Origin of the sequence: Anaerovibrio sp. (assembly GCF_024697385.1) — a bacterium.
Lineage (GTDB): Bacteria > Bacillota > Negativicutes > Selenomonadales > Selenomonadaceae > Anaerovibrio.
In genome coordinates this window covers 1-12,504 of record NZ_JAILFV010000074.1, presented here as the reverse complement: position 1 = coordinate 12,504, position 12,504 = coordinate 1, and the positions used below count along the sequence as shown (strand labels likewise).

The window sequence follows — 12,504 nt, the reverse complement described above, 5'->3', positions numbered from 1 at the left end:
TATGTTGAATATTAACGGATAGGTTTAGTTTATTGTGCTGAAGGAGGATTTGTATGCTGGTAAATACCGTTATTAAAGATCGCATTGCTTTTGTTAAAATGCAGAATGGAAAGCATTTTAACTGTCTCAGTGAAGAAATGTGCAATGACCTGATTAATGCCATCAAGGACAGCTATGCTAAAGAATGTGTGGGCATAGTTCTTCAGGCAGAGGTTAATCGCCATGTATGGAGCGCCGGACACGATATTCATGAACTGCCACAGGATGGCAGTGATCCATTGGCTTTCTATGTGCCTATGGAAAAACTGTTGCGTGCAGTTCAGGATACACCTATTCCTGTCATTGCCTGTGTTGATGGTACTGTATGGGGCGGTGCCTGTGATTTGTGTCTTTCCTGTGATATGATTGTCAGCTCCAGGAATGCTACATTTGCCATTACTCCGGCGAAGATAGGTATTCCATATAATGCCTCCGGATTGCAGCATTTTATTAATCAGTTAGGTATAAATAAGGCCAGGGAAATGTTCTTCCTGGGGAGTCCTATTTCAGCTGAGGACGCATTGAATGTTGGCCTTATTAATCATATGTCCGAGACTGATGAAGAATTGGAAACCTTATTGGAGGAGAAATTCCTGGCACCATTGCGTCGCAACAGTATTTTGTCCATAAGTGCCATTAAGAGGCAGTTCCGTATTTTGTCCAGGGCCTCCAATGTAATAAGTGCGGAGAATTTTGAGCATATCAACGCATACCGTCAACGGGTATATGCCGGTGCCGACTACAAGGAAGGCATAAACTCCTTCCTGGAGAAGCGTCCACCTGTATATAAGGGCAAGGCTTCTGATCTGGATTGATTTTCCTAAATAAACAATTGATGGTTAATGTAATAAAGGAAGTAAGCATTTTGATGATGTTTGATAAACTCACCCCTGAGAAATATTCAGGGGTGAGTAAAGTCAATTTCGCCATATGTATTTTAAAGGATATAAAAATGTGCTAAAATAGTATGGTGTTTTACAGGTGCAATTTTGATTAGATATAGGGGGAAGACGATGCTTACACCAGTAGATATTCACAATCAGGAATTTAGCCGTAGCTTTCGCGGTTACGATATGGAAGAAATAGATGATTTCCTTGACCAGGTGGTTAATGATTATGAAAAGCTCTATCGTGAAAACAATCAGCTGAAAAAGGAAATTGAGCTTAATGCCAAGGAGATTACCCAGTATCATCAGTTGGAGAAGAACTTACAGGACACCCTTCTGGTGGCTCAGCGTACTGCAGATGAAGTGACAAGTACAGCCAATGCCCGTGCCGAGGAAATCAAAAAAGCAGCCCAGCAGACCAGTGACAATATTATACAGGCTGCAGAAATCGAGGCAAAGCGTCGCCTGGATGACGCTGCACAAAAGGTAAGAGAGGCTGTTTCCGAATATGAGCGCCTTGTCAATGAAAGGCGTCAGTTTATTGCCAAGATGAAAACTGCCCTGAATACTGAGTTGGCCATTCTCAGTGATATCTCCAAACAGATGCCTGATAGTCAGGAGCTGGAAATGTTCCAGTCAGATGATGCGACAACTGATGTACACACTGATACCGAGGAGGATATGAATGTGCACGGGGATGGGGAAGTGTATTCTGAGAAAAATGACTAAATTATATTCTGACATTAAATCAGTTCCCCTGGGATTAGGAATCCTCATTTTTGTTTTGGATCAGTTGGCAAAGGGATATGTTACGGCATCGATGCATCTGGGGCAGTCTGTGCCGGTTGTTGATGACTTCTTTTATATTACCTATGTGCTTAACCCGGGAGCTGCCTTTGGGCTGTTTGAGCATCAGAGGTTGATTTTTATTTTGGTGGCATTGCTGCTGTTGGGGTTGGCTGTTTATTTTCGTAAGCAGCTCGTTCAGGAAACTGTACTCATACAATACGGAGTGGGATTGCTCTTGGGCGGTGCAGTGGGCAACCTCTATGATCGCCTGCAAAGTGGGCTTGTAGTGGATTTTTTTGATTTTCGGTTTTGGCCTGTATTTAATATTGCGGATGTAGCTATCTGTTTAGGAGCAGGTTTTGTAATGTTCGATATGCTCTTCAGGAGGGATGGGGATGATACTGAAGCTCAAGGCTGATAAGGACAATGAGAGGTTGGATATATTTCTCACCCGTATGCAGCCGGAGTTTTCCCGTTCCCATGTTCAAAAGCTGATTGCAGACAGTCATGTTACCATCGGTGGCAAGGTAAGAAAGGGAAATTACCGCCTTCATGTTGATGATGAGGTGGAATGTACTGTACCTGAGCCTCAGACCGTTGAAATATTGCCGGAAAATATTCCTCTGGATATTATATATGAAGATGCTGATATTATTGTCATCAATAAGCCACGGGGGATGGTGGTTCATCCAGCTGCCGGCATAAGCTCCGGTACCCTGGTCAATGCTCTTATGTACCATTGCAGTGATCTTTCCGGGATCAATGGTGAGATTCGTCCGGGGATTGTTCATAGGCTGGATAAGGACACCTCCGGGGTCATGGTTGCAGCAAAAAATGACAGGGCACATTTGAGCCTGGCTGAACAGATACAGAATAAAACAGCACATAGAATATATAATGCCATAGTATGGGGCAATATAAAGGAAGAAGCGGGAATAATCAAAGGGGATATTGGCCGTCATCCTGTTGACAGGAAAAAAATGGCCATAGTTCATGAAAATGGTAAGCCTGCAACAACGCATTTCAAGGTTTTGGAGCGGTTTGGCGAATTTACCTTTATAGAATGCAGACTGGAAACAGGCCGTACCCATCAAATCAGGGTACATATGACCCATATTGGACATCCGGTTGTTGGGGATCCCAAATATGGCGTTTCAAGGAACGGCAAGGTGAAGGGGAATTTTTCCATAAAGGGTCAGGCCCTGCATTCAAAAAGTCTGGAGCTGACTCATCCTGTTACCGGCAAGCAGATGATATTTGATTCACCGCTTCCTGAGGACATGGAGAAGATACTCCGAAAATTACGCAATCACAGTTAGTAAGTATATTGCATAGTGTTGGTTGGAAAGCGAGCGTGTAGCCATGACTACATTTATAGATAAGACTGTCCTTATGGATGAACAGGGGATGTTTCGTGCCCTGGTGCGCATTTCTCATGAGATTGTTGAAAAAAATAAGGGTGTAGAAAATATTGTCCTTGTTGGAATCAGGTCCCGGGGGGTTCCTTTGGCTGAACGCATAGCCGATGCCATAGAAAATATTGAAGGAAACCGCCCACCGGTGGGAGTGCTGGATATAACCCTTTATCGGGATGATCTTTCCACCCTGTCATACCAGCCTATAGTGCGTCCTACAACCATGCCTGTTGATCTGGACGGTAAGATTATTGTTCTGGTTGATGATGTCCTTTATACCGGCAGGACCATTCGCGCTGCCCTGGATGCCATAATTGATATGGGCAGACCAAAGGCGATACAGTTGTCAGTGTTGATTGACCGCGGTCACCGTGAGCTGCCTATAAGGGCTGACTATGTCGGGAAAAATGTACCTACTTCATCAAAGGAATCTGTGACTGTTAAGGTTTATGAACTTGATGAGGAAGACAAGGTGGTCATCAGGGAAGAGGCAGATTAATTTTATCAGTAACAGTTATTGGGAAATAGCTGTAATACAAGTTTTATAGGGCTAATAGGGCTACCGTTTTGGGAGCCCTTTTGTTGCATTTTGATAATGATGGTTGGGAGGTGTACTCCCATTGTGATTGTCATGGTATATATGATAATATGAGTGTTTTTTCGTTAATTCATTTTTTGATGTGCAGAATCAGGAGACGATTTTTATGAACAAAATTACTGAGGAACGCTTAATTGGAGAAAGAGCATTGTTTATGGCCCATGATGTGGAAATAAATAATTGTATCTTTGCCGATGGAGAATCACCGTTAAAGGAAAGCAAGGGCATAAAGGTCAGTCGGTCCAGCTTTCAATGGAAATACCCACTGTGGTACAGCCGTGATATTTCCGTAAAGAACAGCACCTTCTTTGAAATGGCCAGGGCCGGTATATGGTATACAAATAATATCACCCTGGAGGACATTCTCTATGAAGCACCAAAGGGCTTTAGACGATGCCAGGGGATAAAGCTGTTCAAGGTGAATTTTATCAATGCTGATGAAACACTTTGGTCCTGCGCTGATATTGAGATGCAGGATGTTACTGCAAAGGGCAACTATTTTGCCATGAACAGTAAAAACATGAAGATTGACGACTTTAATTTGGCCGGCAATTATTCCTTTGATGGCTGTGAGAATATTGAAATGCGCAATGCCAAGATGATTTCCCGTGATGCTTTCTGGAATTGCAGCAATGTGGTAGTGCGTGATTCATATATCTGTGGTGAATACATCGGCTGGAATTCACAGAACATTACCTTTGAAAATTGTACTATTGAGAGTAATCAGGGATTTTGTTACATGAAAAATGTCACCCTGAAAAACTGTCGCCTTCTCAATACAGATCTTGCCTTTGAGTATGTATCTCAGGTTGATGCCGAGATAACCACAAAGATAGTAAGTATTAAAAACCCGATTTCAGGACGCATTCAGGCAGCCGGGGTTGAGGAATTGATTTTTGATGATCCTGCCATTGACAAAAATGCTACTGAAATTGTACTTACAGAAAAATAATCCAAGGGTCGGTTTAATGAATATAATAAGTGTTATCCATAACGAAGAAAGACTGCACTGGAGGCAGGTGCTGAAATGCGTCTGGTATTTAAGTATTCCGGCTATTTTGTCCCAAATGACATATATTATTATGGAATACATAGATGCCGCCATGGTGGGAAGTATGGGAGCTGCAGCCACAGCTTCCATAGGCTTGGTTGCTCCCGTATTATGGCTTGCTTATGGAGTGTGTTCGGCAGCTGTCCAGGGCTTTTCGGTGCAGGTGGCTCAATTTGTAGGGGCCAAAAATCTGATTTATTCCCGGGATACCTTCAGGCAGGGCATAATCCTTGTGACCTGTCTGGCAATCTGCATAGGGACTGTCGGAGTGTTAATAAGTCCCCATCTGCCTAATTGGTTAGGCGGTTCCCAGGAAATATATGGAGGGGCATATGATTACTTTGTGGTATATATGTGGGGAATGCCCATTATTATGCTGCGGATTCTGGCTACCTCCATGCTTCAGAGTTGTGGGAGTATCAAAACTGCCAGTATTTTTAACAGTATAATGTGTTTGCTGGATATTGGCTTTAATGCCCTCTTTATTTTCCCGGCAGGCTATATTTCTTTTTTGTCTATTGACATTTGGCTTCCGGGATTAGGCTTTGGCGTCAAGGGGGCTGCATTGGGAACCTTGGCTGCAGAAGCTGTAACGGCCTGTATATTGATGTACCTGGCTGTTGTCAGGGAAAATTATATTCGGCAAAAGGATGGCGTTCAATGGCATATTACCCCAAAATGTGTAGGGGATGCTTTTAAAATAAGTGTTCCCATAGCTATAGAACAGGGAGTGCTTACCGGTGCAATGATTGTCATGATGCTCATAGTTTCACCCCTGGGTACGGTGGCTATTGCAGCCAATTCCTTTGGTATTACGGCAGAGGCATTCTGCTATATGCCGGGCTATGGTATTGCAATTGCTGCTACTACATTGGTGGGTCAGAGTATCGGAGCAGGAAAACCTTACTTTGCCAGAGGTTTTGCCTGGTTTTCCGTGGGAATGGGCATGGTTACCATGGGGATATTGGCAGGTATTATGTATGTTTTTGCCCCATGGGTGTTTGAATTTCTGACACCGGACATTAATGTCCGGCAATTAGGGACAGAGGTGCTTCGAATTCAGCTTTTTGCCGAACCGTTTTTTGGGGCAGCCATTGTAGGCGCAGGTGCCCTCAGGGGAGCCAGGGATACTGTCTTTTCCAGTGGAATCAACCTGGCCAGCATGTGGGGGGTTCGTATGCCATTGGCATTATATCTTGTAGGCAGTCATGGACTTCATGGCGTCTGGATGGCTATGTGCATTGAAGTATGTGTACGGGGAATGCTGTTTTTGTTCAGGGTGCACAGGCAAAAATGGAACAACAGGGGGTCAATGGTATGAATTATGATTTCGACAAGGTAATTAATCGTCGTAATACCAATTCCCTTAAGTGGGATGTGGCTGAGAATGAGCTGCCCATGTGGGTAGCTGATATGGACTTTCCGACAGCGGCACCAATTATGGAGGCTATTAATAAAAAGCTGCAAATCGGAGCTTTGGGATATTCCATAATACCGGAGGAATGGAATGAAGCATATGTCAATTGGTGGAAGCAGTATCACAATTTTGATATGAGCCCTGATTGGCTTATTTTCTCCACAGGAGTTCTCAGTGCACTTGGGTGTGCTGTCAGAAAGCTGACTACTCCCGGGGAAAAAGTGCTGATTCAGACACCTGTATATAACAATTTTTTTAACAGTATTATAAACAACGGGCGTTTTGTAGTTGAGAGTCCACTGCATTATGATGGTGGAACATATTCAATGGACTATGAGCAGCTGGACAAAGATCTTTCTGACCCACAGGTGAGGATGATGATTCTTTGTAATCCGCAAAACCCATCGGGACGAATCTGGAGCCCTGAGGAGTTGGCCAGAGTAGGGGAACTTTGTTACAGACATCATGTGATAGTCATATCTGACGAAATCCATTGTGATTTGACCGATCCTGAAAAGTCATATACACCCTTTGCGTCAGTAAATGATATATGCCGCAATAACAGTGTGTCATTGATTGCCCCGACCAAGACATTTAACATAGCAGGTCTCAATACTGCTGCTGTTATGGTACCTGATTCCTTGTTACATCATAAAATGTGGCGGGAAATGAATACCATCGAGGCAGCAGAGCCTAATTTCATCGCTGTTGAAGCAGCAGTAGCTGCCTTTAACAATGGGCGGGAATGGCTTGAGCAGTTGAGGGATTATATTTATAACAATAAAATGGTATGTAAGGAATATATTGAAAAAAATATTTCCCCAATCTATATGGTGCCATCTGAGGCCACATACCTTTTGTGGCTGGACTGTTCACGGTTTTGTGAGGATTCGGTGGAGTTAGCGGAATTTATCAGAAATTACAGCGGTTTGTTTCTGTCAGAAGGAGCAGAATATGGTAAGGCCGGGGAATGCTTCCTCAGATTGAATATTGCCTGTCCGAGAGAAGTTTTAATGGATGGACTCCAGCGGCTGGGCAAAAGTATTCGGGCCTATATTGACAGGTGACAATATCAAAGCTAAAAACATGGGCAGTGTTTCTTATCTAATAGGCAGTATTTTAAAGGATAAAAAAGACCATGAATCGGTAAGCAGTTATACTTATCATTCATGGTCTTTTGGCTTTCAGGCTATGTAACAGGAGCTAATCAGCTGTAGAAAGGATGGTATACAATACAAGCTGGAGAGCCGCTACAAATTTTGCCACCGAGGCAATGGTGTTGATAAAATCCATATCCCTTTCAGTCATGCGCATAAACCGTTTCAGGACATCATCCTTGATGTTTGGTATCTTCAGGGCAACCGAAATCTTGATGGTCTGTCGGAAGGACATGATCTGTTCGACTGAAAATACGACAATGAAGGCAATAAATAGAATGATTCTTACATAAAAATGGTTGGCAGCTGCATAGGCATAGGTATAGGTGAGATAAAAGCCTATACAGTCAAAGGCAAATACACAGGCAAACAGAATCATCATGGTCTTGCCCACAGCAGATGGCGACATCATGCGGCACATTTCCAGTAATTCATTATGAATGTCATTTCGTTCCTCTTCACTGTTCTTTTTTATAAGTGAATTATACAAGTTATATCCATTGAATAAAATCCAAAAAAATGCAAAAGCACCTGCCAGTTTCATCAATAAATCTCCTTTAAATAATTCTTATTATTACTGTTCTAAGTATACAGCAAGATTCTAATTACTGACAAGGGCAAAATATTGGTTGTCACATAGGGTATTTGCACAATTCACTTGACAAGAAGGTAAAATTAGACTAACATGAATCCGTAAACTGAATATGAACTCATCAAGAGCAGTGGAGGGACTGGCCCTGTGAAACTGCGGCAACCATTGATTATGTCAAAACGGTGCTAATTCCTGATGGCTGAGTGCCATAAGATGAGAGATTTTTAACAGCTCTCTCTTCAAGAGAGTTTTTTTATTATCAAATTATGTTACTTTATTTTATCAGGTGTTTTCATATTCCAGACCAATTTGTACAACCTTAAAGGAGGCGTTTTAATGGGTAAGCGTTTATTGTTTACTTCCGAGTCAGTTACTGAGGGTCATCCTGACAAAATGGCCGATCAGATTTCAGACAGCATTTTGGATGCTATTTTAGCTCAGGACCCTTATGGTCGTGTGGCCTGTGAGACATTGGTAACTACAGGTCAGGCGCATATTGCCGGTGAGATTTCCACTGATTGTTATGTGGATATAGCCAAGATCGTTCGTGAAACTGTCCGTAAAATTGGTTATACCCGTGCTAAATATGGTTTTGATGCAGATACCTGCGGTATTCTCGTATCCCTTGATGAACAGTCACCGGATATTGCCCAGGGAGTTGATAAGGCATTGGAAGCGCGTCAGGGTGAGGATGATGCTGATGGTGCCACAGGTGCAGGCGACCAGGGAATGATGTTTGGTTATGCCTGCAATGAGACTCCGGAATATATGCCAATGCCGATTGCTCTGGCACACCGTTTGTCCCGTCGCCTGACTGAGGTGAGAAAAAACGGAACTCTCCCTTATCTTCGTCCGGACGGCAAGACTCAGGTCACTGTAGCTTATGAAGACGGTAAGCCGGTTGCAATTGATACCATTGTTATCTCTACACAGCATGATGAGGATGTTTCCTTGGAGCAAATCCGCAAGGATCTTATCGAACATGTGGTAAAGGCTGTTGTTCCTGCAGAGCTTCTCAGTGAAGATACAAAGTATTTCATTAATCCTACCGGTAAATTCGTAATCGGTGGCCCACAGGGTGACTGTGGCCTTACCGGTCGCAAAATTATTGTTGATACATATGGTGGTATGGCCCGCCACGGTGGTGGTGCTTTTTCCGGTAAGGACCCAACAAAGGTTGACCGTTCAGGAGCCTATGCTGCTCGCTATGTAGCCAAGAATATAGTAGCTGCAGGCCTGGCAGAAAGAGCTGAAGTTCAGATAGCCTATGCAATTGGTGTTGCCCGCCCGGTTTCAGTAATGGTTGAGACCTTTGGCACCGGTAAGGTGGATGATCGTACTCTCGAGGAGCTGGTACAGAAGAACTTTGACCTGCGTCCGGATGGCATCATAAAAATGCTTGACCTTCGTCGTCCTATCTATGCTCAAACAGCAGCATATGGACATTTTGGACGGGTTGATATAGACCTTCCTTGGGAGCATACAGATAAGGCTGATGCGCTTAAAGCTCAGGCTGGTATTTAACAGAGCAGTTTATTTAGTGTATTAAAGGGGCATTCAGTTGCCCCTTTTTTATTGTTGTTGCAGCAGAAAACCTTCGGCAATTGGCTTCCGGTATTGTCAATCCAAGCTTGACAGCACTATTCAGGCTGTTTTATTTCCAAAATTACATTCTTCTAAAGCGAAAAAACATTTGACATTGTATAGCTGCTATAATAATATTATTATGCTGAAATTTAAGAGTAGATGATAAAAAGGAGCGTTGGACTCCTTTTTCTATGTGGTGGGAGGAATTTTAATACTATGAGTACTAATGAAAATTTGAGAAATATTGCGATTATAGCACATGTTGACCATGGTAAGACAACCCTGGTAGATGCTATGCTTCAGCAGAGTCATATTTTCCGCTCCAATGAGCAGGTAGCTGAGCGCGTAATGGACTCCGGAGATTTGGAGCGTGAGCGCGGTATTACAATTCTTTCCAAAAATACAGCCATCATGTATGAAGGTACTAAAATCAATATTGTGGATACCCCGGGTCATGCTGATTTCGGTGGTGAGGTAGAGCGTGTACTTAATATGGTTGATGGCGTACTGCTTTTGGTAGATGCTTTTGAAGGCCCTATGCCACAGACTAAATATGTTTTGCGCAAGGCCCTGGAACAGGGATTAAAGCCAATCGTAGTTATAAACAAAATTGACCGTCCTGATCAGCGTGTCGATGATGTATATGATGAAGTCCTTGAACTCTTTATGGAGCTGGATGCTGATGATGATCAGCTGGATTTCCCATGTATTTATGCCACTGCCCGTGATGGTGTGGCAAAATATAGCATGGATGATGACAATGACAATCTTGTTCCACTGATGGAGACCATCGTCAAGGAAATTCCATGTCCTCACGGGGACGCCGAAGGCCCTCTGCAGATGATGGTAACTACCCTGGAAGCCGATGATTATGTTGGTAAGGTGGCTGTTGGCCGTATTATCCGTGGCAGCGTAAAGCCAAATCAGGCTGTTGTACTTATGGATGGCGATTCCCAGACCAAGGCCAAGGTGGGCAAGGTTTATACCTATCAGGGCCTGAACCGCGTTGAAGTCGATGAGGCCGGAATGGGTGAGATCGTCTGCCTCACAGGACTGGGTAATGTAAGTATCGGTTATACTGTCGCTGATGCAGAGAATCCTGAAGCCTTGCCAAGCATCAATATTGATGAGCCAACCCTTTCCATGACCTTTGGTGTAAATACCAGTCCTTTTGCAGGCCGTGAAGGTCAGTTCGTTACCTCCCGTCATTTGCGCGACCGCCTTTACAAGGAGGTGGAGACCAATGTTTCCCTGCGGGTTGAGGAAACTGATTCCGCCGATGTATTCAAGGTATCAGGCCGTGGTGAGCTTCATTTGTCAATTCTTATTGAGACCATGCGTCGCGAGGGTTATGAATTACAGGTAGGTAAACCTGAAGTAGTATACAAGACCATTAATGGTCAAAAATGCGAGCCAATGGAGAATCTCACCATTGAAGTGCCACAGGAGTATATGGGAACCGTTATGGAATCCCTTGGCACCCGCAAGGCAGAGCTGGCAAACATGACTGAGGTTTCCGGGTATATGCGCATGGAATTTTTGATTCCAGCCAGGGGATTGATTGGCTTCCGTAGTGAGCTGTTGACCAATACCAAGGGTAACGGTATCATGAACCATGTGTTTTCCGGTTATGTTCCTTTCAAGGGTGAAATCCCAGGTCGTACCCGTGGTTCTCTGGTAGCCTTTGAGCAGGGTGAAACCACAGGTTACGGTATTTATAATCTTCAGGATCGTGGCACCATGTTTATTGCTCCTGGGCAGGCCGTATATGAGGGTATGATTGTAGGGGAAAATACCCGTGAAATTGATATGGATATCAATCCTTGCAAGGCCAAGCATGTTTCCAACATGCGTACTTCAGCCTCTGATGAAGCAATAAGACTGGTTCCTCCTCGTATTTTGAGCCTTGAACAGGCACTGGAATACATCAATGATGATGAACTTGTTGAGGTAACTCCGGAGAGCATTCGCCTGCGCAAGACTGTGTTGGATAAGGTTGCTCGTGGCCGTGCCAGCAAAAATGCCCGTAAAAACAGTTAATATTACTCAAAAAATATAGGACTATGGTCTTATTTTTAAAAAAAATGAAAAAAAAATGAAAAACTGCAGGACAAAACATACTAAGAACGAATATAATAGTAACTAACCATGTTGCGTATTTTTATTGATTTTGGTTTTATATTATTATATTCGTTTTAGAAATTTTAATTTGGAGGGTGGACGCAGTGGGTTTCATCACTAAACTGAAGAAGTTAGAGGATTTTTTTGCACCAATCGAGGTTGAAGACGAGCTTTATGTTGATGAAGAAGAAGAGGTAGAGGTAGAGCAGGAGAGCCGTAAGGTAGTTGGCGGTAGCAGTGTGGAGGCTGTCAAGCCGGCAGTAGCTCCTAGCAAAAAGCCGAATCTTACCCTTCATACTAACAACAGCTTGAAGGCTATCGATCTTAAAATTCAGGTTTTTGTACCACAGCGGTTCGATGATGTTCGTGAGATTGCTGATGCATTAAAGGCCAGACAGGCTGCAATAGTTAATTATGAACGTATTGAGCTTCCTGAGCAGCAGAGAATTTGTGATTTCCTTAACGGTGTTTGCTATGTGCAGGATGGTTTTTTGCATCGTATTTCAAACACTATGGTTTTGTATGCTCCTAATGGCGTTGAGATTGATGAGATCAAGTCAACCGGAGTCGCTGCTATCTGATTGCCTAAAAAGTTAGTATCTTTCCAAATTTGTAAGGCATGACTTTTGTTATGTTTGTTTTGTGGTGAATTTTTCTATATTGATTATATTGAGGTTGTTATTTATTTAACAGCCTCTTTGTATTGTTGGTTGTGTATTTGTCAATGATGTGAGACCTGGGATAATAGTAGTCCATTAGAATAATTTAACAACATTGTTCTAATTCTTTACGCTTTTGGATAGGAGATAACCAATTTAGTACCTGCATAGGAATATGGTTAGATCTACATC

The 12,504-nt window shown here is 43.1% G+C and carries 12 protein-coding genes and 1 riboswitch; of the genes, 11 read left to right on the top strand and 1 reads right to left on the bottom strand.

Translation table 11 applies throughout. The annotated features are described in order from the left end of the window. Window positions 1-53 precede the first annotated feature (53 nt). From scpB to K6C05_RS03810, 8 genes are all read left to right on the top strand, one after another. Window positions 54-854: a methylmalonyl-CoA decarboxylase gene (scpB, locus tag K6C05_RS03845; RefSeq protein ID WP_296731446.1), complete on the top strand. Its 801-nt coding sequence runs from the start codon at window positions 54-56 to the stop codon at window positions 852-854. A gap of 198 nt (window positions 855-1,052) precedes the next feature. Further along, window positions 1,053-1,655, top strand: coding sequence for a DivIVA domain-containing protein (locus K6C05_RS03840; protein ID WP_296731443.1), 603 nt, complete (start codon window positions 1,053-1,055; stop codon window positions 1,653-1,655). After that, the gene (gene lspA / locus K6C05_RS03835; protein WP_296731440.1) at window positions 1,648-2,133 is read left to right on the top strand and encodes a signal peptidase II; all 486 of its coding nucleotides are present in this window, start codon (window positions 1,648-1,650) and stop codon (window positions 2,131-2,133) included. The genes K6C05_RS03840 and lspA overlap by 8 nt, the downstream gene beginning before the upstream one ends. Further along, a complete protein-coding gene (locus K6C05_RS03830) occupies window positions 2,111-3,034 on the top strand; it encodes an RluA family pseudouridine synthase (protein WP_296731437.1) in 924 nt (307 codons plus the stop codon). Before lspA ends, K6C05_RS03830 begins: the two co-directional genes overlap by 23 nt. A gap of 43 nt (window positions 3,035-3,077) precedes the next feature. After that, on the top strand, window positions 3,078-3,629 hold the full coding sequence (gene pyrR, locus K6C05_RS03825; RefSeq protein ID WP_296731436.1) for a bifunctional pyr operon transcriptional regulator/uracil phosphoribosyltransferase PyrR: 552 nt from the start codon (window positions 3,078-3,080) through the stop codon (window positions 3,627-3,629). 205 nt (window positions 3,630-3,834) lie between these two features. Beyond that, a complete protein-coding gene (locus K6C05_RS03820; protein WP_296731434.1) occupies window positions 3,835-4,680 on the top strand; it encodes a DUF3737 family protein in 846 nt (281 codons plus the stop codon). A 16-nt stretch (window positions 4,681-4,696) separates the two neighbouring features. Continuing rightward, window positions 4,697-6,100, top strand: a complete 1,404-nt coding sequence (locus K6C05_RS03815) for an MATE family efflux transporter (protein WP_296731432.1) — start codon at window positions 4,697-4,699, stop codon at window positions 6,098-6,100. Next, complete coding sequence (locus K6C05_RS03810; protein ID WP_296731430.1) at window positions 6,097-7,263, top strand: MalY/PatB family protein; 1,167 nt, start codon at window positions 6,097-6,099, stop codon at window positions 7,261-7,263. The genes K6C05_RS03815 and K6C05_RS03810 overlap by 4 nt, the downstream gene beginning before the upstream one ends. 136 nt (window positions 7,264-7,399) lie before the next feature. Here K6C05_RS03810 and K6C05_RS03805 read toward each other — a convergent pair whose 3' ends face one another. Continuing rightward, window positions 7,400-7,897: a hypothetical protein gene (locus K6C05_RS03805; protein WP_296731429.1), complete on the bottom strand. Its 498-nt coding sequence runs from the start codon at window positions 7,895-7,897 to the stop codon at window positions 7,400-7,402. 163 nt (window positions 7,898-8,060) lie between these two features. Continuing rightward, window positions 8,061-8,165, top strand: a riboswitch (SAM riboswitch). A 116-nt stretch (window positions 8,166-8,281) separates the two neighbouring features. On the opposite strand from K6C05_RS03805, the gene metK reads away from it, so the two are divergent. From metK to K6C05_RS03790, 3 genes are all read left to right on the top strand, one after another. After that, the gene (gene metK / locus K6C05_RS03800) at window positions 8,282-9,469 is read left to right on the top strand and encodes a methionine adenosyltransferase (RefSeq protein ID WP_296731427.1); all 1,188 of its coding nucleotides are present in this window, start codon (window positions 8,282-8,284) and stop codon (window positions 9,467-9,469) included. A gap of 279 nt (window positions 9,470-9,748) precedes the next feature. Next, window positions 9,749-11,572, top strand: coding sequence for a translational GTPase TypA (typA, locus tag K6C05_RS03795; protein ID WP_296731425.1), 1,824 nt, complete (start codon window positions 9,749-9,751; stop codon window positions 11,570-11,572). A 185-nt stretch (window positions 11,573-11,757) separates the two neighbouring features. Next, the gene (locus K6C05_RS03790; protein ID WP_296731422.1) at window positions 11,758-12,234 is read left to right on the top strand and encodes a cell division protein SepF; all 477 of its coding nucleotides are present in this window, start codon (window positions 11,758-11,760) and stop codon (window positions 12,232-12,234) included. Window positions 12,235-12,504 lie beyond the last annotated feature (270 nt).

What these genes read in the sequence shown, in the direction of transcription:
- K6C05_RS03815 (WP_296731432.1), top strand. Translation starts at nt 4,697, where the DNA reads ATGAATATAATAAGTGTTATCCATAACGAAGAAAGACTGCACTGGAGG.
- K6C05_RS03830 (WP_296731437.1), top strand. Translation starts at nt 2,111, where the DNA reads ATGATACTGAAGCTCAAGGCTGATAAGGACAATGAGAGGTTGGATATA.
- pyrR (WP_296731436.1), top strand. Translation starts at nt 3,078, where the DNA reads ATGACTACATTTATAGATAAGACTGTCCTTATGGATGAACAGGGGATG.
- K6C05_RS03820 (WP_296731434.1), top strand. Translation starts at nt 3,835, where the DNA reads ATGAACAAAATTACTGAGGAACGCTTAATTGGAGAAAGAGCATTGTTT.
- metK (WP_296731427.1), top strand. Translation starts at nt 8,282, where the DNA reads ATGGGTAAGCGTTTATTGTTTACTTCCGAGTCAGTTACTGAGGGTCAT.
- K6C05_RS03805 (WP_296731429.1), bottom strand. Translation starts at nt 7,897, where the DNA reads ATGAAACTGGCAGGTGCTTTTGCATTTTTTTGGATTTTATTCAATGGA.
- K6C05_RS03840 (WP_296731443.1), top strand. Translation starts at nt 1,053, where the DNA reads ATGCTTACACCAGTAGATATTCACAATCAGGAATTTAGCCGTAGCTTT.
- typA (WP_296731425.1), top strand. Translation starts at nt 9,749, where the DNA reads ATGAGTACTAATGAAAATTTGAGAAATATTGCGATTATAGCACATGTT.
- lspA (WP_296731440.1), top strand. Translation starts at nt 1,648, where the DNA reads ATGACTAAATTATATTCTGACATTAAATCAGTTCCCCTGGGATTAGGA.
- scpB (WP_296731446.1), top strand. Translation starts at nt 54, where the DNA reads ATGCTGGTAAATACCGTTATTAAAGATCGCATTGCTTTTGTTAAAATG.
- K6C05_RS03810 (WP_296731430.1), top strand. Translation starts at nt 6,097, where the DNA reads ATGAATTATGATTTCGACAAGGTAATTAATCGTCGTAATACCAATTCC.